The 22301-nt window shown below is 56.5% G+C and carries 27 protein-coding genes; 19 read left to right on the plus strand and 8 right to left on the minus strand.

Annotation, left to right across the window (positions count from 1 at the left end):
- Positions 1 to 43: 43 nt before the first annotated feature.
- From secD to G547_RS23235, 6 genes are all read right to left on the minus strand, one after another.
- Complete coding sequence (gene secD, locus G547_RS0118280; RefSeq protein ID WP_027331069.1) at positions 44 to 2350, minus strand: protein translocase subunit SecD; 2307 nt, start codon at positions 2348 to 2350, stop codon at positions 44 to 46.
- A gap of 569 nt (positions 2351 to 2919) precedes the next feature.
- Positions 2920 to 4974 carry a nitric oxide reductase activation protein NorD gene (locus G547_RS0118285; RefSeq protein WP_027331070.1) on the minus strand — a complete coding sequence of 685 codons (2055 nt, stop codon included), beginning with the start codon at positions 4972 to 4974 and terminating at the stop codon, positions 2920 to 2922.
- Between the two features lie 62 nt (positions 4975 to 5036).
- Positions 5037 to 5870, minus strand: a complete 834-nt coding sequence (locus G547_RS0118290; RefSeq protein ID WP_051235712.1) for a CbbQ/NirQ/NorQ/GpvN family protein — start codon at positions 5868 to 5870, stop codon at positions 5037 to 5039.
- Positions 5845 to 7218 carry a cbb3-type cytochrome c oxidase subunit I gene (locus G547_RS22230; protein WP_051235713.1) on the minus strand — a complete coding sequence of 458 codons (1374 nt, stop codon included), beginning with the start codon at positions 7216 to 7218 and terminating at the stop codon, positions 5845 to 5847. Before G547_RS22230 ends, G547_RS0118290 begins: the two co-directional genes overlap by 26 nt.
- Positions 7219 to 7273: 55 nt before the next feature.
- On the minus strand, positions 7274 to 8140 hold the full coding sequence (locus G547_RS0118300; protein WP_027331072.1) for a c-type cytochrome: 867 nt from the start codon (positions 8138 to 8140) through the stop codon (positions 7274 to 7276).
- Between the two features lie 197 nt (positions 8141 to 8337).
- On the minus strand, positions 8338 to 8496 hold the full coding sequence (locus G547_RS23235) for a ubiquitin family protein (RefSeq protein WP_084646206.1): 159 nt from the start codon (positions 8494 to 8496) through the stop codon (positions 8338 to 8340).
- A gap of 267 nt (positions 8497 to 8763) precedes the next feature.
- On the opposite strand from G547_RS23235, the gene G547_RS23240 reads away from it, so the two are divergent.
- Positions 8764 to 10494 carry a non-reducing end alpha-L-arabinofuranosidase family hydrolase gene (locus tag G547_RS23240; RefSeq protein WP_027331073.1) on the plus strand — a complete coding sequence of 577 codons (1731 nt, stop codon included), beginning with the start codon at positions 8764 to 8766 and terminating at the stop codon, positions 10492 to 10494.
- Positions 10495 to 10562: 68 nt separating this feature from the next.
- On the opposite strand, the gene G547_RS22235 is transcribed toward G547_RS23240, so the two are convergent.
- On the minus strand, positions 10563 to 11465 hold the full coding sequence (locus G547_RS22235) for a pirin family protein (RefSeq protein WP_051235714.1): 903 nt from the start codon (positions 11463 to 11465) through the stop codon (positions 10563 to 10565).
- A gap of 118 nt (positions 11466 to 11583) precedes the next feature.
- On the opposite strand from G547_RS22235, the gene G547_RS22240 reads away from it, so the two are divergent.
- On the plus strand, positions 11584 to 12519 hold the full coding sequence (locus tag G547_RS22240) for a LysR substrate-binding domain-containing protein (protein ID WP_051235715.1): 936 nt from the start codon (positions 11584 to 11586) through the stop codon (positions 12517 to 12519).
- 166 nt (positions 12520 to 12685) lie between these two features.
- Here the strand turns inward: G547_RS22240 and G547_RS23550 are convergent, their stop codons facing one another.
- On the minus strand, positions 12686 to 12913 hold the full coding sequence (locus tag G547_RS23550) for a hypothetical protein (protein ID WP_157209935.1): 228 nt from the start codon (positions 12911 to 12913) through the stop codon (positions 12686 to 12688).
- 339 nt (positions 12914 to 13252) lie between these two features.
- Here G547_RS23550 and G547_RS0118330 point away from each other — a divergent pair, with 339 nt between their 5' ends.
- The 17 genes from G547_RS0118330 (at position 13253) to G547_RS0118405 (ending at position 22301) form a co-directional block, all read left to right on the plus strand.
- Positions 13253 to 13627, plus strand: a complete 375-nt coding sequence (locus G547_RS0118330) for a hypothetical protein (RefSeq protein ID WP_157209936.1) — start codon at positions 13253 to 13255, stop codon at positions 13625 to 13627.
- Entirely contained in the window at positions 13624 to 13788 is a 165-nt protein-coding gene (locus G547_RS23555; protein ID WP_157209937.1) for a hypothetical protein, read from the plus strand. The genes G547_RS0118330 and G547_RS23555 overlap by 4 nt, the downstream gene beginning before the upstream one ends.
- On the plus strand, positions 13785 to 13985 hold the full coding sequence (locus tag G547_RS0118340) for a hypothetical protein (protein WP_027331076.1): 201 nt from the start codon (positions 13785 to 13787) through the stop codon (positions 13983 to 13985). Before G547_RS23555 ends, G547_RS0118340 begins: the two co-directional genes overlap by 4 nt.
- A gap of 525 nt (positions 13986 to 14510) precedes the next feature.
- The gene (locus G547_RS0118345) at positions 14511 to 15755 is read left to right on the plus strand and encodes a hypothetical protein (protein WP_027331077.1); all 1245 of its coding nucleotides are present in this window, start codon (positions 14511 to 14513) and stop codon (positions 15753 to 15755) included.
- 16 nt (positions 15756 to 15771) lie between these two features.
- Positions 15772 to 16023: a hypothetical protein gene (locus tag G547_RS0118350; RefSeq protein WP_027331078.1), complete on the plus strand. Its 252-nt coding sequence runs from the start codon at positions 15772 to 15774 to the stop codon at positions 16021 to 16023.
- 114 nt (positions 16024 to 16137) lie between these two features.
- On the plus strand, positions 16138 to 16341 hold the full coding sequence (locus G547_RS23640) for a hypothetical protein (RefSeq protein WP_169449472.1): 204 nt from the start codon (positions 16138 to 16140) through the stop codon (positions 16339 to 16341).
- Positions 16334 to 16486, plus strand: a complete 153-nt coding sequence (locus G547_RS23560) for a hypothetical protein (RefSeq protein ID WP_157209938.1) — start codon at positions 16334 to 16336, stop codon at positions 16484 to 16486. Before G547_RS23640 ends, G547_RS23560 begins: the two co-directional genes overlap by 8 nt.
- Complete coding sequence (locus tag G547_RS0118365; RefSeq protein ID WP_027331080.1) at positions 16486 to 16905, plus strand: hypothetical protein; 420 nt, start codon at positions 16486 to 16488, stop codon at positions 16903 to 16905. The genes G547_RS23560 and G547_RS0118365 overlap by 1 nt, the downstream gene beginning before the upstream one ends.
- Positions 16887 to 17438 carry a hypothetical protein gene (locus G547_RS23895; protein WP_245573511.1) on the plus strand — a complete coding sequence of 184 codons (552 nt, stop codon included), beginning with the start codon at positions 16887 to 16889 and terminating at the stop codon, positions 17436 to 17438. The genes G547_RS0118365 and G547_RS23895 overlap by 19 nt, the downstream gene beginning before the upstream one ends.
- Complete coding sequence (locus G547_RS22245; protein WP_245573512.1) at positions 17407 to 17979, plus strand: hypothetical protein; 573 nt, start codon at positions 17407 to 17409, stop codon at positions 17977 to 17979. Before G547_RS23895 ends, G547_RS22245 begins: the two co-directional genes overlap by 32 nt.
- 132 nt (positions 17980 to 18111) lie before the next feature.
- The gene (locus G547_RS23565; RefSeq protein ID WP_157209939.1) at positions 18112 to 18282 is read left to right on the plus strand and encodes a hypothetical protein; all 171 of its coding nucleotides are present in this window, start codon (positions 18112 to 18114) and stop codon (positions 18280 to 18282) included.
- A 9-nt stretch (positions 18283 to 18291) separates the two neighbouring features.
- Positions 18292 to 19146, plus strand: coding sequence for a major capsid protein P2 (locus G547_RS0118380; protein WP_027331081.1), 855 nt, complete (start codon positions 18292 to 18294; stop codon positions 19144 to 19146).
- 32 nt (positions 19147 to 19178) lie between these two features.
- Positions 19179 to 19457, plus strand: a complete 279-nt coding sequence (locus tag G547_RS0118385) for a hypothetical protein (protein WP_157209940.1) — start codon at positions 19179 to 19181, stop codon at positions 19455 to 19457.
- Positions 19458 to 19465: 8 nt separating this feature from the next.
- Positions 19466 to 19696, plus strand: a complete 231-nt coding sequence (locus tag G547_RS0118390) for a hypothetical protein (RefSeq protein WP_027331083.1) — start codon at positions 19466 to 19468, stop codon at positions 19694 to 19696.
- Between the two features lie 3 nt (positions 19697 to 19699).
- The gene (locus G547_RS0118395; RefSeq protein ID WP_027331084.1) at positions 19700 to 20407 is read left to right on the plus strand and encodes a hypothetical protein; all 708 of its coding nucleotides are present in this window, start codon (positions 19700 to 19702) and stop codon (positions 20405 to 20407) included.
- Positions 20407 to 21894, plus strand: coding sequence for a hypothetical protein (locus G547_RS0118400; RefSeq protein WP_027331085.1), 1488 nt, complete (start codon positions 20407 to 20409; stop codon positions 21892 to 21894). Before G547_RS0118395 ends, G547_RS0118400 begins: the two co-directional genes overlap by 1 nt.
- A complete protein-coding gene (locus G547_RS0118405) occupies positions 21894 to 22301 on the plus strand; it encodes a hypothetical protein (RefSeq protein WP_027331086.1) in 408 nt (135 codons plus the stop codon). The genes G547_RS0118400 and G547_RS0118405 overlap by 1 nt, the downstream gene beginning before the upstream one ends.

Genomic DNA, 22301 nt, shown 5'->3' on the forward strand with positions numbered 1-22301 from the left:
CTACTCCAGAGCAGAGTAGCCTTTAGGAGTCAGTACCGCTTCATCACGGCTTGGCTTCCAACATCGCGTTCAACTCTTCAGCGGTCGGGCGCAGCTGAGGCAGCCCACGGCGAGTCCGCCACTGACTCAACCAATAGAGTAAGGGAGCGGCAATAAAAATTGAGGAGCTGGTGCCAACTACGATGCCGAACAACATGGGCCAGGCGAAGCTCGCCACGGCGCTACCGCCGGCAATGGCCATGGGAACAATCGCCAGGAAGGTGGTGACGGAGGTCAGCAGTGTGCGGCTTAGGGTAGCCGTGATACTCGCGTTCATCAGTGCGAGCATTGGCTGGGCCGGATCTTCCCGCAACTTCTCCCGAATACGGTCGAACACCACCACCTTGTCGTTCACCGAATAGCCAATCAGGGCCAACAACGCTGCCACGGCTGTCAGGTTGAACTCAATACCGGTCAGGGCGAAGAAGCCGATGGTTTTGGCCAGATCCAGCGCCAACGTCAGCGTCGCCGCCAAGGCAAAATGGGATTCGAACCGGAACCAGAGATAACCCAGCATCCCGGCGCCAGCGATCAGAATCGCCAATATCGTCGCTTCTGAGAAATCCCCACTGACCTTCGGCCCCACCATTTCCACCCTCGGAAACTCAGCCGTTGCATCCGCCTGGAGCACGTCCGCCTTTAACGCCGTGACGGCGTCGCCAGAGGCGACTTCTTCAGCGGAGTGTGTCGGCAACCGAACCTGGAAGTATCCCGGCTTACCGAACTCCTGAATGGCCGCCCCAGACAGCGCCGGATCGCTCGCGAGGGTTGTGCGTAAGGTCTCCACGGACAGGGCGGGGGCTTCCACTTCAATAACGCTTCCACCGGTGAAATCAATCCCGTAGTTCAGCCCCGGGTACACAAACAGCCCGATGGAACCCAGAGACAGGATGGCGGACAAGGCCACGCCTACGACACGGGCGCGCATGATATTCCAGGGCGCTTGGCCATCCCGGCCGAAGCCATCGGGCCCCGAGAGGCGGAGCGACTGTCGGCCCAGGCTATTAACCCGCCATTCCATCAATACCCGAGCGACGGCAATCATGGTAAACATTGAGGTCAGCAGACCAATGGCCATGGTCACCGCGAAACCGCGAACCGGTCCACTACCGAACAGGTACAATAAACTGATGGCGATCAAGGTCGTAATGTTCGAGTCCAGAATGGTCGCCCAGGCTCGACTGAAACCCGCATTCAGTGCTTTCCAGGGCCGATTGCCGCTGCGCAGCTCCTCGCGGATACGTTCATTCACCAGAATGTTGGCGTCCACCGCCATACCGATGCTGAGGATGATCCCAGCAATGCCCGGTAACGTCAGGGTGGCACGAAACAGACTCAACAGCCCGAAAATCAGCCCAATATTGATGGCCAATGCCGTACAGGCAATCAACCCCCAACGCCGGTAGACCAGCAACATAAAACCGAACACCAACGCCGTGCCCAAGATCCCGGTGCTGACGCCCATGGCGATGGAGTCACTGCCAAGCTCCGGGCCCACGGTGCGCTCTTCCACCACATTCAGCGGGGCGGGCAGAGCGCCCGCCCGAAGCATCAACGCCAGGTCACTGGCTTCTTCAGTGGTAAAGCCACCAGTGATTTCACCGCTGCCGCCCATAATGGCGGAGCGGATGACCGGCGCCGTGAGCACTGTGTTATCCAGTACCACTGCCAGGGGACGGCCGATATTTTTCTGGGTCATTTCGCCGAAGCGTCGGGCACCGGTGTTATCCAACGAAAAGGTCACCACCGGTTCGCCGGTGTCCGGATCGAACGCCATGCGGGCATCGCGAATATGTTCGCCCTTCAGCGCCACGGCTTTCTCCAATGCGTAGCGCGCTTCGGTATCGCGGTCTTTCAAACGGATGACCGGCCCAATGGTATTGTCGTTTGCCGCCCAGTGGAATGTCATTTTCGCAGTCGTGCCCAGCAGGTCCCGAATGCGGCCGGGGTCTCCCACCCCCGGAAGCTGCACCAGAATGCCATCCTCCCCCTGCCGGGTGACGGTCGGGTCCACCAGGCCGGTTTCATCCAGACGCCGGCGCACCATTTCCAGGCTTTTTTCCATCACATCATCAAGCACCGTCGCTCGTTCAGCGGTCGGCATGGACTCAAGCCCAAGTTCACGGGTATCGATATTCAACAGCAGATGGGAACCACCGCTCAAGTCCAGCCCGAGGGCCAACTGGTTTTGGCTGTACCATGCGGGTAACCGGTCAAGGCTTGCGTTTGGCATTACATTAGGAAGGGCGCTCAATAAGCCGAGCAGTATCAATAGGCCATACACAATGGCCCGACTTTTCAGGGATTGCATGAAAATTCCTCGTTAAATCCGTTGGTTAGCTGTGTTTTCTCGAAACGGACTAAACGAGGGGCGGACCGCGAGGAGCGTGGGTATTATTGGCGAGGCCAATGAACGTCTGGAAGGATAGGGCGGACGGACGGGGGGTGCAGCCTCCAAAGGCAGCAGCGTTTACGCATGCAGCTAGCGCCGCGGTCGGCTGGTTGTCGTCCTGGGAGTCGTTCGTGGGCTCATTGCCGAGGCGCTGCCACCACCGAAGCGAGTCAGAGGGAATGCTGAGCTGGACAGACCGACTCTCGTCAAGGTGCGCGGAACCCTCCGCCGAGGAGGACCATTGGTTGAGGCACACCCCGACGGATAACCCGGACAGCAACAACAAACCCAGCCACAAAACGCGCCCAAGGCGCGGTGGCGAAGCGGTTGTCTGTATGGTGGAGTGGCTCATGCCGGTAGGGCCCAAACGTTAGTGAAGTTACAGTGGGGCCGGAGTGGGTAAAAGTCAATATACCCCTATCAAAATTTCCTCAACGACCCGATCACGGGCATTTTTTTAAATTCAGGCTGCGCGTGACAGGGTCACGCTAGGATATTACCAAGCGCTTCATCCAGTCCAGCAAGACCATCGGCAACAGTTCAGGTTTGGGCAGCAGGGCATAGTGGTGAGCACCGAATATTCGCGGAAGGTAGTTGGCGGCTTGCCGGTCGATTGTCAGGCAAAAGGGAGAAATACCCTGAAGACTGGCCTCGGTAACCGCTTGACGCATATCCTCGACTCCGTAGCGCCCTTCATAATTGTCCTTATCATTCGGTTTGCCATCGGATAAAAGCAGCAAGAGTCTATGCGCAGCGGGTTGGCGCATCAGGTCCACGCTGGCGTGACGGATGGCCGCGCCGGCGCGGGTGTAATGTTCCGGTTGGAGAGAGCTTATTCGCAGCGCCACGTCATTGCTATAGGCTTCCTCAAAAGACTTTATCTCCCGCACTGTCACGGCGTGAGGCCCTTCGCCGGAGAAAGCCTGAACCGAGTAGGGTTCACCCAGGCCCTCCAAAGCAATGCACACCAGTAGCAGCGCTTCGCGCTCCACATCAATAATTCGCCGATTGGTGGAAACCCAACTGTCAGTAGAGCCACTGATATCAATCAGCAAGGTGATGGCCGTGTTGCGATCGGCCGTTCGTCGTGTCTGATACAGGCCTTCGGCCATGGAGTTACCCGCTCGAAAGTTGGCGTAGCTTTCGATATAGGCATCCAGGTCCACTTCGTCCCCATCAAGCTGCTTACGTTGCCACACACGCCGGGCACTGAGCATTTCAAAGCGTCTGCGAATACTGTGGAGCATGGACTCATGCTCAGCCATTGTGTGATCCACCCATTGCTGGGAACCGGCGGGGGTCGACAGCCGCCGCACAGTGGCGCCGTGTTCACGGTAGACCCGGGCTTGATAATCCCATTCGGGATAGCTGACCCCCCGACCCTCGGAGACTGCGGTTTTTAACTCCTTGCGCGCGCGGGCATCGGGCGGGTCGTCCGACAAGAGCACCTCTTTGGGTCGCCCCGGAGTGCTGACCAGTCGCGCTTCCGGCAGCTCTGAGACCAGATCACCAAATTCCTCGGCACTGGTTTCATCGTCTCGGTCCGTGGGCCGCTGAAGGCCCATGGGGTCTTCAGCATGCTGGTGCGGTTCGTCCACTTGAACCATCCAGGGACCGTGATGCTCCTCGTCGTCATCCTCGCCGTCTTCCGCCTCCCGCTCTTCGGGACGCCGATTCAGACGAGCGCCGCGCGGAGGTGTGGAATCCTGCTCACTCTCCAGAGCTGCCTGTTCACCGGCCGAAACCGGAGCCACAATATCGGGAGGAGGACGACGTAACTCCCCGGTCCACCAGTCTTTAACCAGTGGAAAAGGGCCCAGTTGGCGCTCGGTAAAGCCTTTGGGCACCAGGTGAAAGTCCCGGATAAGCTCCCTTGCCAGCACCAGGGACTGGTCGGGAGAATACGCTATCGGAACATCGCTACGGGGGGTACCACAGTCGCTGCTCAGTAGCTGGCGGAGAAGTCGCTCCAGGGGCTGTCGCGCTTTTGGAAATTGCGATAGCGGCGGCCGGGCTCTCAAGGCGTGCCGTCGCAGCACATTGACGGACTGAGCCATCCCTGGAAGCAGGGCGGCGAGCTCTTCGTCTGCGGCATAGGCCTCCAGAAGCAGGTACACATCTGCCAGCAATGGTTTCAACTCCTGCTTAATATGGCCAGCGCTGGCGCGGCCGGCGCGAACCGCTTGTTGTAGTGCCATCACACGGTAAAGTTCGGTCGCCAGCGTTACATCCGTCAGCAGTAAGTCGGGCGGCAGCCACAGCGAGATTCCATCGGTCGCGGGTATTTGCCGGCGTAGGCGAGGCTTCTGGTGGCGCTTGAAAACAACGGATAGAAGCGTCGCCCGAGCGGGAAGTTGGGCTCGCCGTATTGAGTAGCTACCGCCAAAAACGGCGCTGACAAACAGATCAAGACGCGTGATCACATCTTCCAGTGTGACCGTGGGCTCCATCTCCGGAGGCGTTCGATGCCTACGCCATAGGTTCTGGGCAAACACTGTAGCGTGGCGCGCCGCATCAGTAATGACTTCTTCAGCTTCGGCCATTCGGGAAACGCGGTTGGGTCAACCGCCTCCTCGTGCGAATTTGCTCTCTGGAAACGGGAAGGCTACACAAATGTTGCGTTCACCAGGTCTTCCATGGCACCGACGAGAGATTCGTCGTCGGACAGCGGCGAAACCAGACCGGCGTAACACGCGTCGCGAATCGGGATACCATGGCGTGCCAGTGCCGCCGTGGCGATAAGCAGGCGGGTGCTGGGTACCTCGGCCAACCCTCGGTCGCGCAGGGATCGAATCCGCTGTGCGAGGTAAACCAACGCATGGGCGGTAGCGCGATCGGTGCCGCTTTCACGCTCAACGATGGCGGTTTCCTGCTCCAGGGTTGGGAAGTTGAGGTCCAACGCCACAAACCGCTGCCGGGTACTGGGTTTCAGGTCTTTGAGCATCCGCTGGTAACCGGGGTTGTATGACACCACCAATTGAAAGCCGGGCGCGGCTTGCACGGTCTCGCCGGTTTTATCGATGGGCAACATTCGGCGGTGGTCGGTCAGTGCGTGCAGCACGACCACCGTGTCCTGTCGGGCTTCTACCACCTCGTCAAGGTAACAAATAGCGCCTTCCCTTACCGCCCGTGTCAGGGGGCCGTCTTGCCACTCAGTGCCGTTGTGGCGGATGAGAAAGCGGCCCACAAGGTCGCTCGCCGCCAAGTCATCATGGCAGGCAATGGTAATGAGCGGGCGCTTGAGTCGCCAAGCCATATGCTCCACCAGTCGGGTTTTACCGCAACCGGTGGGCCCCTTCAGCATTACAGCCAGCTGCTGGGCATGGCACTGCTCAAACAGCGAGACTTCATTGCCCGTCGGGGCATAGTAGGGCTCCTCCGCTGGTTCGATGGCGGTAAGCTTGTGAGCGCTGTCACTGACCACTGGCTGCTCCGGCATTCAAACTTTCCTGGTCGGAGGCCTCATCTACGCTAAGGCGCGGTGGATACCGGAAAAAGTCGATAATAAACAAGGCAACCCCGACGGTGAAAAAGGAGGCGGTGGCAATCAGCATCAAAAAGTGAACCTGGATCTTGAGCTGAGCATCCAGATAGCCCATGCCCATAATACGCTCAAGGTACACTTGCCCAATGCCCGCGGTGGCGAACGATAATGTCATACCAAACATGCCGGCGATCTGTAGCCAGAACGCCCAGTAACCCATAACGCTACCTTGCTCCCGTCGACCCTGCGTCAAGCCTGGCAGGGCGTAAGTAATCATAGCCAGCACGATCATGACATAGGCGCCGTAAAAAGCGGCGTGTCCATGCATGGCGGTGATCAACGTGCCGTGGGTCCATTTGTTCACAGCGGGCCATGTGTGCGCGAGACCCAGCAGACCCGCCCCGAATAGTGAGAACACCGCACTGCCAATGGTCCAATGCAGTGCCAAGGTATTCGGATGCGCCAGCCCGGAGCGGCGCATGGCGGCGTAGGCATACGCTGCCATGCCTGCGAGTGCCAGAGGCTCCAAGGCACTAAAGAAGCCACCAATGGGCAACCAGTATTGAGGTACGCCAACCCAATAGTAGTGGTGAGCTGTACCGAGAATGCCTGCAATAAATACCAGGCCTACAATTACATAGAGCCATTTCTCCATGACTTCCCGGTCTGCGCCAGAAAGCCGGATCAGAAGGTACGCGAGGAATGACCCCATAATCATCATCCATACCCCTTCAACCCACAGGTGGATTGTCCACCAGCGATAGAAAATGGACACGGTGTAGTTTTCATAGTGAAACAGGGCGGGGAAGAAGAGAACGGCTGAACTCACGAGGCCCAAGACCAAGACACCCTCGGTGGTCGTAAAGCGCCCGGACTTCTTGATGGTCATGCCGATGTTGTACAGGAATATCAGCATGCACAGCACAATCACCAATTTATGGGGTAGCGGCTGCTCCAACAACTTGTTGCCCGTACCGTACCGAAAAAAGTACCCAATAATGGCGGTCACGCCCATTAACGTCCACAAAACCAATTGAATATAGGCGAGCTTGACGCTATGCAGTTCACTGCGGGACTCTTCTGGTATCATCCAGTAACTCGCCCCCATAAAGCCTGCCAACACCCATACAATCAACAGGTTTGTATGCATGACCTTGGTAACGTCAAACGGCAGAATGTAAAGCAATGGATCCGGACCAAGGTATTTGGTGGCAGAGAGCAGACCAAATACCAGCTGCAGGCCGAACAGCACCATTGCCACTGCAAAATACCAATACGCGACCGACTGGGAACTGTACCGCATTGTTGTTCTCCCTGAATTTATTGCGAGACGCCTGGAAGGCTCCAGGCCGCGAATGTTATTTCAACGTTGCCAGATAGGCGACCAACTGAGCAATTTCTTTTTCGGTAAGGCTTTCTTCGTAGTTGGAGGGCATGAACGAGGTGCCCCCGGAGGAGTACATACCGCCAGAAACAATGTGAGCGCTGGGCGCTACTATCGATTCGCGAATATAACTCTCCAAGTCGGTGGCATCACCCGTGTAATCATCCGACTTCAGTGTTTCGCGTGCCCGCGAGACAATGCCCGCCATGGTAGGTCCAGCCATGTCAGCGCCGGGCGCCGTGGAATGGCAGGACGTACAGGCCGGAGTAGCCGTTTCGAAAACGCTTTCGCCTTGGGCGCGATAATCATCTTCCTCAGTTACTGGTGTGGTTCCCGATGTCTTCGTGCCGGCTGCGCTGGTTTTCTCGCCACCAGAAGGGGAGACCTGTCTCGAAGCGCTTTGCATGGGGCCCCCAGTAACACGAATGGGGCGGGGCGGCCAACCCTGGTTGTCTACTTTGCTGACCCAATCCAGGAACGCAATCAGATCAGTAATTTCCTCTTCACTCAAGTCCTGATCAGGCATCAAGCGGCGGTGGGTTTGTTCATCGTAAAACTGGGAGGGGTCGCGCATGTAGGCTTGCAAGTAGGCGTCCCCGCGGTGCTCCGTAATCTTGGTGAGATCCGGCGCATAGTATGCACCCTCGCCGAACAGGGTATGGCAGTTTATACAATTATATTTGTGCCACACGTCCTTGCCACGAGTGACTTGTGGCGTGATATTCTCTGAGTGCGTCAGTTCGGGAAACTGCCGGTGGCTGTCGAGCGTCAATATCAGAAACACAAGAGCAGCAATGGCGGTGGACCCAACCGCAAACATACGGGCTTGTCGATTATTCATGGTCGCCTCTTTGTTTTATACTCCAATACCGGTCCAATACAGAATGGCAATGGAAAACGCGTAGACGATGGCTGATCCCATCAGCACTAACACAGCGTAGCTCACGTACTTTATTGGCGCGTATAGCTTTTTCTGTTGCATAATTCCTCCGTGCCGCCTAAATGCAGAACAGTGCATAAAACACTAGCACACATAACTTAAAGATCAACAGCGCAACATCCCCCTCCGAGTAAAACGACAATCCGGTCGCCAGGATCCACCAAATAGTGACGGTCCACAGTGACACCGTAGGCGACAATCAATGCCACCTCTGAATGCGGCACATCGAGGGACTCGATCAGGTATTGATTGATCATCAGTCTCTGGCGCTCAAATCAACACCGGGAAAGATCGTGGACAGCTGTCTCCCAACATCGGGCCGCTGAAAAGCGTGAATTGAATCAGGTTTCGGGCGTTTTCACTCGCTTCGGAAATAAAAAAATCCGCAGGAATACTAGAAATTTCTCCTCTTTTTATAAGAGCTGTCCATAAGTTCTATCGTTCTCTGCGCCCCCATTCTAATCTACTCGCTTAAAGAAGAGGTTCCCTTTTTTAACCGATTAAAATAGTGGAGGAATAATAATATGAACGCCAATAAATGTATTGTCCGTTATTTCCAGCTTGGGCTTCTTTGCTGCCTGCTCCTGGCAAGCCAAGCGTTCGCGTCTTACAGCTGTTCTGTCACTTCAACCAGCGTCTGGGGTGGTGGCTATCAATTGGACGTAACGGTGACCAATGACGGCCCGGGTTCGATCAGCGGCTGGACCGTTGCGCTCAACTTCGACGAGCCGGCTAATGTGGTCAGCAGTTGGAATGCAACCGAAAGCGACGGCGATACCGCGACACCCCTATTCACCAATTGCTGCGGCTGGAACGGCAATCTGGCCGAGGGGCAGAGCACCACTTTTGGCTTCCAGGGGACACACAACGGCAATTTTCAAGCGCCAACTTGCTCTGGTGACGCTGCGTCATCCAGCAGCAGCTCTTCCTCTTCCAGTAGCTTTTCGAGTTCATCCAGTAGCAGCTCCAGTTCGTCATCCAATGATGGCGCCAACACCGTTGTCGTTCGCGCCCTCGGCACCAACGGCGATGAGTCGGTCAGCCTGCAGGTGGGGGGTACCACGGTAGAAACCTGGACAATGGCGACCAGCCTGCAAAACTACACCGCCTCGACCAACCTCTCCGGGGAAGTCCGGGTCGCCTTCACCAACGATGCGAGCGACCGGGACGTTCAGGTGGATTATATTCAGGTCAACGGCCAGACTCGCCAAGCCGAAAACCAGAGCACCAATACCGGCCTTTGGGCGAACGACACCTGCGGGGGTGGTTCCAACAGTGAGTGGATGCATTGTAATGGCCATATTAGCTTTGGCGATGTGTCCGGCTCGTCGAACAGCTCCTCCAGCAGCGGTTCGAGCAGCGCACCGGGCTGTGATTTGCCGAACACTCTGAACTGGACGTCCACGCAGCCATTGATCACACCGCAGAATGGCAATGTGTCGATTAAGGATCCTACCATCGTTCCTTATAACGGTGAGCACCATTTATTCGCGACCGTTTATAACTCCGGCTACAAATCGATTTACATGAACTTTACCGACATCAATCAGGCGGGCTCGGCCAATCAGATCAGCTTCTCACCCGGTGGTAGCTCCACGGTTGCCCCCCAGGTGTTCTACTTTGAGCCGCATGATCGTTGGTACATCATTACGCAGTGGGGTGGTCGATACGCCACGACGACCGACATCAACAACCCCAATAGTTGGACTCCACTACAACCGTTGTTGGCAGGAGAGCCGAGCGGATCTTTGGATTTCTGGGTAATTTGTGATGACACCCACTGCTATCTTTTCTTCTCCCGGGACGATGGTGCCTTGTACATGAGTAAAACCACCATCGGCAATTTCCCTAATTTTAGTGGTTACACCACCGTCATGGACGGCCCGCAAAACGTGCTGTTTGAAGCGGCGAACGTGTACAAGGTGCAGGGTAGAGACCAGTATCTGTTGCTGGTAGAAGGCTGGCAGTCGGGTCCGCGTTTCTTCAGAGCCTGGACTTCAAGCAGTCTGGACGGGCCCTGGACGCCTTACAAAACCTCGGAGTCCGACCCCTTCGCCGGTTTAAATAATGTGTCTTTCCCCGGTGGCCGATGGACCAGTGATATCAGCCACGGCGAAATGCTTCGGGCCGGCCACGATCAGACAATGGAAATCGATGCATGCAATATGCAGTTTTTGTATCAAGGTAGGGACCCCAATTCGAATGCGGATTACAACCTCTTGCCATACGAACTGGGTCTGATTCGCGCTAACTAACTGACTCATCATTCATTCTTCGGCACAAGGAGGTGCCGCGTTAACTGGGCGCAACGCTTGGGAGCGCCTTATATCGACAGATTGGTGACCGCTTTTTTAATGACTTGTCCCATCTCACCCGCTTGCGCTGCAGCTTGAGCGTTAGCGATTGCGCTGCAGTCTTTCAGCGCAAAAGGCCCATGGTTCACATAGGTCTCGCTCGAAATTGGCGACTCCACAATAACCACATGACTATCGCGCGTTCCGGTAATGTCGAGGCGCTGATCGGATTGGTGATTGTGAATGGCAATGGATTCTCCTGATTGAATAACTTGGCTGTGGCCGTCAATGCCCAGATGGGCTTCTCCGGAAACGACATAAATCCATACGGCATGGGACCCTCGTGCGGAATATTCAAAGGTGGCGCCCGTAGCGATTTGCCCATCCAATACTGTGGCCGGCACGACATCATTGCAAAAACCCGAGAGGCCGTGGGTTTCACCAGCGATCACGCGTACCCGGACACCATCATATTGGAGCACGGGAATATCATCGGCGCGAACATGATGGGCCGTAGGAGCCGCCTCGGAGGCGTTGGCCGGCAATTTCAAAAACATTTGCAGACCGCGAATGCGAGCCTCGTGGGGCAGGGGGGACTCATCGTGCATGGCGCCCTTGCCAGCATTCAGCCAGTAAAGATCCCCGGCGCGAAGCGCCAAGTGATTATCCAGCGAATCGTGGTTGTAGAACAGCCCCTTGCTGTCTTCAAACAAAACGCTGATCGCGGCGATGCCCGCATGCGGGTGAGCGCCAAAAGTGGGCTCGGTCATGGCGTAATCGTCTACCATGATCAATGGATCCATTAATCCATCGAAATCCTCGCGTCGAAACTGACGGGCTGAAAAGCCACGACCCTTGGTAAATTCGCCGCCGCGGACGGGGCCACTTGTTGTAATGCCATCGAGTTGTACAACGTTGCTATTGGGTTGCATCTTCCTCTCCTTTTAATCGACAATCATCATCCTATATTTGAGACAATATGTTCTCAATAGCCTAAAATAAAACAGTTCGTTCCATAAATAGAACTATAGAGGGTAGGGAGCTTCAACATTGCTGGATCTAAACGACCTGAAATATTTCGTCCATGTAGTGGACTTCCACGGGTTCACGGCGGCCAGTGGCGAGCTGGGTATACCCAAATCCCGGCTAAGCCGTCGCGTCAGTGCGCTGGAGGAGGCTTTGCAAGTAAAGTTGCTGCACCGCAGCTCAAGGCAATTTTCGGTGACGGATATCGGTGCGTCCCTCTACGAACACGCCAAAGCCATGCTAATTGAGGCGCAGGCGGCGGAGAGCGCCGTGGGCCAACGTTTGTCCGAGCCTTCTGGCACCGTTAAACTGAGCTGCTCCCACGGTATTGCGGAATTTGCCCTGGGCGGGCTTTTGCCCCGTTTCCTGGAAGAAAACCCCAAGGTTACGTTGGTTCAGGACGTTGGCAATCATTACGTTGACCCGATTGCAGAGGGGTTTGATCTGGTCATTCGAGCCCACGACCAACCACTGCCGGATTCCGAACTAATTCAAAAAAGACTCGCTCAGGTCTGCTGGGGACTGTTTGCCGCGCCCCAATACCTGGCGAATAGAGACCAACCGCAATCACCCGAGGAGCTTGAGGCACATCCGAGGTTGCTAACGGGCAATGATCCCGATAAACGCTGGACGCTGCAACACGAGCATCTGCCGGATGTCATCATCCAAAACCGAGCTCGGTATGTTTCCGGCAGCATGATGCAATTAAAATACGCCGCCAAGAAAGGACTGGGCGTCGTCGCTTTGCCCACGTATGTCTGCGCCGACTGTGTCATTGAAAAAAGCTTGATACGGATACTTCCCGAATGGTCTGTCGGGCGTCCCTATATCAGCCTGATCACCACGTCGCGGCGCGGCCAGCTGCCCGCGGTAAAGGCGCTGGTAGAAGCATTGGAACAATGGTTTGAACGGATTGACGAGCGCGAAGATTCACAATCAATCTCGACCACTAGGGTATAAGCCGTTTGGTGCAAGATAGAGTATTGAAGGAAAAAACCCCTGAATACGAACTGTCCCTTACTTCGCATAATGTATAAAGCGTTGGCGCCACGTTCGCCGAAGTTCCCTTCTATATCAAACCTTTAGCGCATTAACTTAAGCGGCGTTCTGTCAATTCTGGCGACAGTCAGGAGGCGTTTCTGTGGGCCTTGTGGGGCGGTTGGATATCGTCGGGCTCGGAGGGTTGGATATCGTCGGACTTTGGGTAATCGCGGGGGTAGTGCTGCTCGGCGAGGCGGCGGATTTCCTTCGCATTTGGGGTGTTCATGGCGCGTTCGGCGGCCAGTGATAAGAGCATGGCATCTTTTGGGAAGTCCAGTATTTCCGCAGCTTTCAGGCCATGTGCGTCGTTCATGACGTAGCCTTTGGCGCGCCAGTTGGAGATGTAGTTGGGGGGAACACCGAGGGCCTTCGCGGTCTTGTAATCGGACCCTAGGTGACCTTTTAAGAGGTCAAGTATGGCAACTGTCTTTAGCACTGGCTGGCACCGGTTATCTATATCCATTAGCTATTAAAACCTCATTCTAGACCTTGTGGGTCACTTTTCCATAGTTCAGCGCACTTGAACTGTTGAGTTACTCAATATAGCTTTCTCCCTGTTCCTGTCAGGAACGCCCCTCGGATGCATCGGCGTTATACCCGACGCGGGGGGCTACTCGACAGGGGCCGAGTTCAACTGACGGGAGAAGCCATCATGTCACAACAGTCTGAATCAAGAATGAATCGCACCCCCTGCCACCCAAAGGGCAAGGGTAAAACCCTCGAACAACAATACGCCGACCGCGCCATGCAGGCCGCGTATAACTTCACCGAAACCGAAGCCCAAGTGCTTTGGGCGCTCTGCGGCCAGATGCTCGAAGCCACCCGTGGGGCTCAACACCTCGCCTTCATGATCCTGAGCGAAAAACAAAACCCCCACGTGAGCTACCGCACCGAAGAGAGCGCCGCCGATTTTCAGGGCGGGTTTATTCGTGAGCTGGGAGAAGTGAAAAAGCAGATCCAGGCCATTGGCAAGTTGATGAACGAGGGTATCGAAGGACTGAAAGCGGAAGAGGGGAAAGCGGCATGATTAAGATGATAGTTTGCTTTGGATTTGGCCGTAATTATGTCCGGGGCTATTGTTCTTCGGACCTGGAAATATTTATTGGTGAGGGTACGCCGGTAATCGTTTTTGATGACGAGATAAATAGCCCCGAAGACTTCGTGGAAGAATACGAGGTGGTGGCATGAGTGGGCTTGATAAATTGAATAAATCTGTCGTTCCGCTGGTGGTGGATATCGAAGAGGAAGTGCTCGACGTTATCGACGCCGCAGACCACTGCGTTATTTTTCAGGTAGACGGCGTGTTGCAGTTGGAAGAGGTGTCGAAGCTGTGTAAAGCGGCTAAGGCGTTGGTGCGGAAGCTGGAAGGGGAGTGCGGCCAATGACTCAGCCCCGAATGAACCGCGCCATGTGCTGCCCAGAAGCTGACTGCGAGGGGCCGGGTTGCTCTTGCCGTAAACCCTCCAAGCCTGCCGATAAGCTGGTAATCGAAGGACCGGCGCTGGCCGAGTTGAAACGGTTGCTGAAGCGGCGCCGCGATCTGGCAGAAAGGGGGCTTGATCCGCACCATCCGCTAATGTCGACGTGTGAAAGAAATATCTGTGTGTGGCTTCACGCTCAGCACGATATCCAAGCATGGGGGTTGGATGATGATTTCCCCTTCTAGCCCTCCGACTCACTACCGAAAACCTACCACCCAACAGCCTGCGTTAATCACGCGGGCTTTTTTGGGTGGTCTGTTAATTGGGAAATTGTCCCCGGTTTCGGGGGCGCAAAGCGCCCCGCGTCGCGGAGCGGCGCATAGGCTTGTCGAGGCTTCCAAAAGTCCGACAAGGGCAGAAAGGGAGTTTCAGCGCGCCTTAGCTCGCCACCAGTTCGCTTTTGAATCCGAGAAACTGCGCCACTGCGCCGTGACTCCGAAACCCGCCGCCGAAGTCGAGCGAACGCACCAGGTAACGCCCACCGGGCAAACGGGGTGCGCCACGGTGATTCAATTCCGCGAGTGGTCCGACGAGTGGCGCATTCGCACTCAGGTCGAAACCGCAAACAACATGCCCCCTCAGGTCGACGGTCAGCGCATTAGTGAAATGCTCAGCCAGCGCGGCGCCAAGAAAATCGCCGAAAGCTGCGAGTATATGAGTCTCCAGAAGGGCGGTTACAAAACCTTCGTGACCGGCACCTTCAACGAAGAAACGCGGGCCAGTATCGCGAACGGGGAAACCACCATCCAGAAGGAAGTTTCCCGGTGCATGGATGCCATGCAAAAAATGTATCGCCGCGGCTGGACCATGAAAAGCGGCGAAAAGGTGCCCGGCCACGCTGAGGGCTTGCCGTATTGCTGGGTGGTGGAAGTGCCGCTGAACGAAGGCGGCGAAGAAAACCCTCACGTCCACATGCTGCTGGGCTGGCAAGTGCCCTATAAGCAGTTCGAAAACTGGGCGGAGCGAATCGAGGGCATCTGGGGGAATGGGTATTTCCACCTGGAAAAAATCAAGGACTGCAAGTGCGCCGGCGCTTACATGGCGAAAGCGGCCGGCTACATGACCAAGGGCGAAGACGGGAACCAGGGCAAGGTTCGCGGCAACCGGTACGGCATCAGTGAAGTGGCTCGAGCCCCCGATTGGGTGACCATCGGCCAGAAGCAACTACACGCCATGGGCCAGATTATCGCGGACGTGTACGACCACCTCACCAAAAAAAACGGCGACGACTACCGCCGTCGCAAGGAGCTCAACAAAAAATTGGAAGAAACGCCGAAGACCGCCACGGCCACCCGCCACGAAATCGGCCAGCGCCTGCAGGCGGTGCGCGAGAAGCTGAACGCTGAGCCCATCCGCTGTAACAAGTACCAGGTGATTTTGAAGGGCGAAGAGGCAAAGCAGACGTTTCTAAGCTGGGCCCTGGGCGATAGCAACCGCCCGCCCGAATGGCTGCCGGAGCTGCCGAAGGAATTGGCGTGGGAACCAGGTGCGGCACCGGGGGCGCAGTCGGCCCACTACTTCCGCAACCTGAAAAAGAAGTTTCAGGAAGTGAAGCGCCGGCGCCACGCGGTGACCGGCCAGATAGCGGCATGGATGCAACAGCAATGGGAGCAAGCCCGCACGGCCACGGCGAACGCCTGGGCCGAGTGGGCGGGCTTGGACTTGTGTCAATAACTGTACGGGGTGAGCGATGGAAGGTTTCAAAGATTATGAGGTGAAGCCAGAGACAACGGTCAAGGCTGCAAAAATCACATTTCCAGCCGTGGCGGCTGGAAGGGGTCGGTGGCTGGTCAAGGTGGCGGGGCGAAAAGAAAAAATAGCTGTGTCAGCTCAAGTGCGCCCGTCGCGTGGTGATTTCGTTGTGATAGAGCAACGGGAAGGGGTCTGTGGCTACGTGTGCCCGGGTGAGGTGTTCAAAGACAAATATCAGGCGAAGGGGTGACCGGTGGGCATTTTTTCGAGAGATAAGTTGGTCAGGGTGGGCCTCTCTGTCAGTCAGTTTGAGGCTATTAGCCGTGGGGAAGAGTTTGCCTACTGTGAAGGCGGGGTGATTGTTGTGATCACTACGGAAACGCCGCCGCTGGCGGAGCCGCCGTCTCTTGGGGTGGATGACTTCGAGTGCGGGGATTACACGCGGGTCGATTCGGTGGAAAAGCTGAAAATCTCAGAGGTGTGGAAGGAGAATGACCGCCTGAAACTGGAAGTGAAGGCGCTGAAAAACAAACTGATGAACGTAGCGGAGGCAATCACGAATGGGTGAATTAATCAAATACGGCAAAGCGCTGGCTATCGCCAGCATGGCCACAAAGGGCGCGATGGCGGCGGCCATCGTTATCGGTGCGGTCGCGTTCGCCACTGGCGACGGCGGCACCTTCACGCTTTCTTGGGTACCTGGGGGGCAGTAATGGCGAATGAAGTGATAGGGCACTGGCGGTGCGATGCGGGCGGTCAAGCGGATGTGATGCAAACCAAGCGCCGGGGCCACCATCTGTACACCAATTGCGCCTGCTGCGGTCTGGATCAGCGGACCGGGGCAAAGCGACAAACGCAGCTCTGGAATGAAGCGAAGTTTTTCGCGGGGGCAAAGCTGGAAAAGCCGTCCAACGTGCAGTATTTGACCGAGGACGGGACCGAAGGCGGTGACCAACCGCAACCGACACAGACCGAGCGGGAGCCGGAGGGTGAACCGGACTTTGACCCAGGTGAACCGGAGCCGGAGACCGAACCGGAACCGACACCGGGGCGAAGCTGGCCGCGCCTGATTGCCGGGGTGACGCTCATCGGTAGCGCAATAGGGGGTTGGGTATGGACCCGGAAGCCGTAAACCCGCTGGATGATCTGGCGGACCGGTACGACAGTGCCGAGCAGGAAGAGACCGAAGCCAGAGCGGAGCCTGACCAAAAGCAGACCGAATCCAGACCAACCGAGGGGGCCGAGAATCTGGCCTATATGACGCTCCGGGCGGTCGAGTTCGGTTGGTCTCGGGTCGATCCCCGGTTGAAGTACACCGAAAACGTGTACAGCGAGGGCCGCGAAAAGCTGGGCCCGGTGCTGAGCAAGTACGGCCTGGGCGTCAGTGAAGACCAGCTGCCCAACAGTGAGGAAATCAAAGCCGGTTTCTGGTTGGGCGCACTGATGAAAAAAACATGGCTCACGGCCAAAGCGCTGTGGGAGAACGATAAACGGGAGCGGGAAAAGCAGCAAAATGGCGATCAACGAGAACACCCGGCTGAACAATCTCCATACGCTATACCTGGCGAGATCAGGCCACGGGAAGAGTCAATGCCTCAAGCGCAAAGCCCCTATTCCCCGGAGGGGGGCGAGGGTGGTGCTATGGGACCCGAATCGGGACCATGACGCCCGCCGATACGAGAAACCGGCCGACTTCTTCCGGGCGCTGAAAAAGTGCCACGCCAGCGGCAAGGGTTACCGGGTGGCGTTGACGCCACCAAAACCGAGCCCCGATATGTTCGAAGACTGGTGCGCGGCACTGTGGGCGGTCCTGGACGGTCACCACTTGACCTACGCCATCGCGGAAGAATACGGGGCGGTGTGCCGGAACGCGGGCGGTATCGACGTTCAGCGCGACGAAAACCACTACCTGTGCTGGACTCAGGGCCGAAAGTTCGGCTTGGTCTGGCAGGCCACCAGCCAGCGGCCGCAGTCGATCAGTAAGGACGCCCTGGAAAACGCCGGGATCATTTACGCCGGGTCCATGGGGACGCTCGCGGCCAAGCGCGTCGGGGCCGAGATTGAAGTGGACGCCAAGGCACTGCGGGCAACCCAACGCGGTAATTTCTGGTATTGGGACACCGGCATGTTGAGGGCGGAAGAGCGACATATTTTCACGCCGGACGACTCACACGGCACTGAAAAGAAAATAATTAGACCGAACTGACCGAAAAAGTGACCGAACCTTGACCAAACAGTGACCAAAACCCCCTTGCGCCGTTAACCGTAACCGGCCCGAAAGTTTGCCCTGTCAATCACGCATTTCGCGGACAGGGCAAACCAACAAAGGGCAATCGTTATGCTTAACGACTTGAAAATGCTTTGGCGTCGTAACTTCGACGGCAAAGTCGCATTCTCATCGGCGATGGGTGCCGCAGGGTTGGGCGTTGTCGCCTTTCTCGCGCACAAGTCCAAAGTCAAACCGCTGAAGCAAGCGGCTGACATCGCCACTCAGCGCAAATCTAAGTAAGGGGGACCTATGCTACTTGAACAACGCATGCCCCCCTTCGAAGGGGTGGCCGCAGGCAACCAAGCACTGTTGAAGCTGCCGATCGGTCGGCGCTTTCACCATCTGTTTTTGAAGTACTCCGGCGTGACGCTGGCGCAGATGACCGAAATCCGCATCCTGGCCAACGGCAAGGTTTTCCAGCGTTTCAGCGGTACTCAACGGGACAAAATGAACCAGTTTGTCGGCTTGGCGGCCGCGAACGGTATTTTGCAAATTCCGTTTGAGCGCATGGGTCTGAAAAACCGGGATCAGCAGGAAGCCACGGCGATCAACACCAACGTGTTCGACAAAAATGGCCGTGCCATTAAGTCGCTTCAAGTGGAAATTGATATCCATCCGGATGCGACGGCGCCATCGCTGGAAATGCGGGCTACTCAATCGGCCCCGGTGGCCGGTGGTCCGGGCATCATGCTGAATATCATGAAGGCAAGCCGGAACATCGCTGGGCAGGGTGAGCTGGAAGTGTCGGATTACACCTACGGCACCATTCCCACCATGGCGCTGAACCGCGCTTACTTCATCCCGAGCGCCAACCAGATCAACAAAGTGACCGTTGAGCGTGAGCTGTACAACATTTGGGAGCGTGATACCGCGCTGAATGAATGGGTGCAGAACAACAGCGATGCCGGCCGCAACCCTGTGTCGGGCTGGTGGGTGCTCGATACCACTGAGCGTGGTTATGGGGCCAACCAGATCGGTCTGGCACAGATCGGCGAAAACGGGCGGATCGCGAGCAAGGTGCAGGACTTCCGCATCAAGTTCGACTGCTCCGGCGCCATGACCGTTGATGGCATCCTGGAATACACCGGGCTCCTGGGCGATTAATCGCCCGGAGTCCCCGTAGTGGGGTTAAGTAAATGGCTACTGAAAATTCAAGTGGCGGCTTCATGGGCGTGTTGGACCGGTTCGCGGGTTACTACCGCGATATTGAGGTCGCGAAGGAATCGAAAGCGGGTGAAGCGTCTCCGGACGTTCGCCCGGAGTCGATCCCGGATCAGACTTCAGTCGGTCGCACTGACGTGAACGGCCCGCCGTCGCCCACTTTCAATGTGGGCGGTGTGCCGCTGGATGGTCGAGTGTTGGCGTTTACCGGTCTGGCGATCGGTGGGCTGGTCGCCATCCGGTTGCTGAAATAGGGGGCGCCATGAATCCGTTTACGTTGTTGGGCGGTGGTGGCGGCGGTGGTCCCATGGGTGGGGCCACCAGTTCGGCAGAGTCCAGCGCAACCAGTGGGCCGGTGACCAGCACCACAACGACCGGCACAAAAAATTTCAGTTTCGGCGGGGGGAATCCCAACACCATGACAGGTGTGATCAGTAATCCAATGGTGTTGGTGGCGGTGGTCGCTGGCGTTTATCTGGTGGTGAAGGGGTAACCTATGGGGCTTTTTTCTGATAGCAAGTCGTACAGTTCAAGCAATACGACGAATACTCAGACCACCAAAGAAAATAATCTCGCGACGGAGGACAACCGTGTTGGTTATGAGGGGTCGTCCATCGGTGGGAACGTCAGCACCGGGCAAACCAGCGGTGATGTGATCGTCAATTCCCTGGACGGTGGGGCGCTGAAAAACGCCAACCAGTTAAGCCTTGCGGCGCTGGACTTTGGGGCGGACTCGCTCGAAAGCTCTGCGGGGGTGGCCGGTGAGGCGCTCATGTCCAATGAGGCGGTGGCAGGGCAGGCGATGGACCTGACCGGCGATGCCATTATGGAAGTGGGTGATTTCGCCCGCGATGCGTTGGGCACCGTGGAATACAACAGTGACCGCGCCTTTGGTTTTGGCGAGAGCGCCATGGATCGCTTGGCCATTGGCACCTCTGAAGCGCTGGGCTTCGGTAGCGAAGCGATTGATACAGTGGAGCAGGCCAACCGGGACACCATCGACACGCTGTCCGATAACTTTCAATTCTGGTCTGAGCAAAGCTCGCAAACCGTGGATCGGTCCATGGCGTTTGTCGAAAGCCAGAACCGAAGCGAAGGCGCGGGCGTGTTGGACGCGGGCATAAAGGCGTTGATCTGGGGCGGCGGCATCATCGGCGCAACCCTGGTGTTGCGTGAAGCATTCAAGCAAGGGGCGTTCAGCTAATGAGTGACAAAAAAGTCTATCTTAAGGCCGGTCAAACAGGGCTGAAAGTTGATGCGACGGGGAATTATATTTTCCTGAAGTCATCACCTGTCCCGGTGCGGGTGTTGGTGAACGAAAACCCGACCACTATGACGCCCGGGTCAAAAATCCGTGTTCCAATCACAGAGCCGGGGCGGGCTGCCTTTGATTCATTTCAGGTCGATAACCTAAGTAACGAGCTGGAATTTCCTGTAGTGTTCGACGTGGGAACCGGGGACTATGATCAGTACATCATGACCGGGGAGGTTCAGACAGAGGACGTGGTGCGCGGTGCCTTCGGTGACGTGCGCCCGGACACTCGCCAGACGCGGGAGTTTATCTTCACGTCCACCAGCCGAGACCAGACGCCTTACAGTCAGGGCGATGTGGTCCAGGAATACAAAACCGGCGTAGGCTACATAAGCGAAAGCGAGAGCCAAAACAAAATAATTGATGGGCCGAACGATGAACTTTGGTTCTTCAATCGAAATGATGAGGGCGGGGAGGATTCGGCCTATAACATCTACCGCATGACCAAAGAGGGTGAGGTGATCGACTTTAGCGGTCGAGCGCCTTACAGCATCGACGGCGCGGGGACCGTGGGGGACTTTGCGTATTCGGAAAAATACGGGCTGCTGGCGCTGATCAGTTCGCCGGGTGAGTATGGTTGGGTTTATACCATTGGCGGAACCTTTGAAAAACTGCTAGAGCTTCCCATTAATCCTGATTATGAGACGGTGAATAGTTTCTGTTTTATCCGTGAAGACGTGGTGGCCTACCAGCGCCGCGACGGCGAAGTGATCGCGTATGATCTGAATAAAAAGGCAGTGCTTAAAAGCTACAATATTGGGTCGATCACAACCTATGATTCAGTGCGATATGACGCGGCGACGGATACGATTTGGATGGCGTATGGGTCCAGCGATTTGATTATTATCAACGCGGAAACGTTCGAGCTGATCTCAGAGCAGGACGGCACGAAAGTATGGCCAGCCTTTCCAACTGGAAAAACGCAGTGGCTGGTGAAGGCCAATTTTGTCTACATGGCAAAGAATGATCAGGACCCGCTCATTATCCAAAAATTCGCCGGTATCGACTTCACCACCATTCCCACCTTCGGCGCTTATGAGGCGGGCAGTGAATACCGCTATGTGATGCAAAAGCGCAAAGAGGTGTATTCCGGGGCTGATGTCCAGGTGTTCGAAGTGGCAGACGGGGCATTGATTAACGGCGAGGTGATCCGGTGCGCTCTGGAATCGTTCTACGGGCGGCGGATGCCCAAAAACTACATGAATCACGTCTACCACTTCGCCGCCTCACGCGGCGGCACCGGCCTGCCGATTCAGAGCAAAGGCGGGGGCAATAACACCCTTGAGCGCATCAAGGAAACCGATTCCGGCGCGGTGCTAACACCCTGTCGAATCACCATTACACATGACAGCGATATCGAGATGGGGGGCTACCTATAATGTCTATCGTGGCGGGAATTACCGAGCTGAATTTTGAACCCAAAATGGCGTTGGCGCTGGATTCGGTCGCGGAAACGCGAACCGTTGAAGCCTACCGCCCGCGCCTGGGGCCACTGGCCAACGTGATCTATAAGCCGTGCCGGTTGAAGTACCTGGTGCGACTCAGCGCAACCAGTGCGACCGGCGTGGCCACCTTGAAAATCTACAAGGGCGAAACCGAGGCGGCGGTGATCAGTCTGCCTCTGGATCAGGCGATTATCAGCGGTGAAAAGGAGCTGCAAATTGAAAACGTGGGCGGCTCTGTTGACTGGTCGGTGTCGGTCGATGTGACCACGGCGGGCGATGCTGGCGTAACAGCCACGCTCGACGCCAAAATGTGCATCGAAACGCCCGCGAGCATCGTTTAA

The sequence above is a fragment of the Marinimicrobium agarilyticum DSM 16975 genome (assembly GCF_000423345.1).
Taxonomy (GTDB): Bacteria; Pseudomonadota; Gammaproteobacteria; order Pseudomonadales; family Cellvibrionaceae; genus Marinimicrobium; species Marinimicrobium agarilyticum.

Coding starts and splice junctions, on each gene's coding strand:
- G547_RS0118385 (WP_157209940.1), top strand. CDS start 19,179: ATGGCTACTGAAAATTCAAGTGGCGGCTTCATGGGCGTGTTGGACCGG.
- G547_RS23235 (WP_084646206.1), bottom strand. CDS start 8,496: ATGATCAATCAATACCTGATCGAGTCCCTCGATGTGCCGCATTCAGAG.
- G547_RS0118285 (WP_027331070.1), bottom strand. CDS start 4,974: ATGGCCGAAGCTGAAGAAGTCATTACTGATGCGGCGCGCCACGCTACA.
- G547_RS23565 (WP_157209939.1), top strand. CDS start 18,112: ATGCTTAACGACTTGAAAATGCTTTGGCGTCGTAACTTCGACGGCAAA.
- G547_RS0118380 (WP_027331081.1), top strand. CDS start 18,292: ATGCTACTTGAACAACGCATGCCCCCCTTCGAAGGGGTGGCCGCAGGC.
- G547_RS0118340 (WP_027331076.1), top strand. CDS start 13,785: ATGAGTGGGCTTGATAAATTGAATAAATCTGTCGTTCCGCTGGTGGTG.
- G547_RS0118400 (WP_027331085.1), top strand. CDS start 20,407: ATGAGTGACAAAAAAGTCTATCTTAAGGCCGGTCAAACAGGGCTGAAA.
- G547_RS0118365 (WP_027331080.1), top strand. CDS start 16,486: ATGGCGAATGAAGTGATAGGGCACTGGCGGTGCGATGCGGGCGGTCAA.
- G547_RS0118405 (WP_027331086.1), top strand. CDS start 21,894: ATGTCTATCGTGGCGGGAATTACCGAGCTGAATTTTGAACCCAAAATG.
- G547_RS23895 (WP_245573511.1), top strand. CDS start 16,887: ATGGACCCGGAAGCCGTAAACCCGCTGGATGATCTGGCGGACCGGTAC.
- secD (WP_027331069.1), bottom strand. CDS start 2,350: ATGCAATCCCTGAAAAGTCGGGCCATTGTGTATGGCCTATTGATACTG.
- G547_RS23560 (WP_157209938.1), top strand. CDS start 16,334: ATGGGTGAATTAATCAAATACGGCAAAGCGCTGGCTATCGCCAGCATG.
- G547_RS0118390 (WP_027331083.1), top strand. CDS start 19,466: ATGAATCCGTTTACGTTGTTGGGCGGTGGTGGCGGCGGTGGTCCCATG.
- G547_RS22230 (WP_051235713.1), bottom strand. CDS start 7,218: ATGCGGTACAGTTCCCAGTCGGTCGCGTATTGGTATTTTGCAGTGGCA.
- G547_RS23555 (WP_157209937.1), top strand. CDS start 13,624: ATGATTAAGATGATAGTTTGCTTTGGATTTGGCCGTAATTATGTCCGG.
- G547_RS0118300 (WP_027331072.1), bottom strand. CDS start 8,140: ATGAATAATCGACAAGCCCGTATGTTTGCGGTTGGGTCCACCGCCATT.
- G547_RS23550 (WP_157209935.1), bottom strand. CDS start 12,913: ATGAACGACGCACATGGCCTGAAAGCTGCGGAAATACTGGACTTCCCA.
- G547_RS0118330 (WP_157209936.1), top strand. CDS start 13,253: ATGTCACAACAGTCTGAATCAAGAATGAATCGCACCCCCTGCCACCCA.
- G547_RS0118290 (WP_051235712.1), bottom strand. CDS start 5,870: ATGCCGGAGCAGCCAGTGGTCAGTGACAGCGCTCACAAGCTTACCGCC.
- G547_RS0118350 (WP_027331078.1), top strand. CDS start 15,772: ATGGAAGGTTTCAAAGATTATGAGGTGAAGCCAGAGACAACGGTCAAG.
- G547_RS22235 (WP_051235714.1), bottom strand. CDS start 11,465: ATGCAACCCAATAGCAACGTTGTACAACTCGATGGCATTACAACAAGT.
- G547_RS0118395 (WP_027331084.1), top strand. CDS start 19,700: ATGGGGCTTTTTTCTGATAGCAAGTCGTACAGTTCAAGCAATACGACG.
- G547_RS23240 (WP_027331073.1), top strand. CDS start 8,764: ATGAACGCCAATAAATGTATTGTCCGTTATTTCCAGCTTGGGCTTCTT.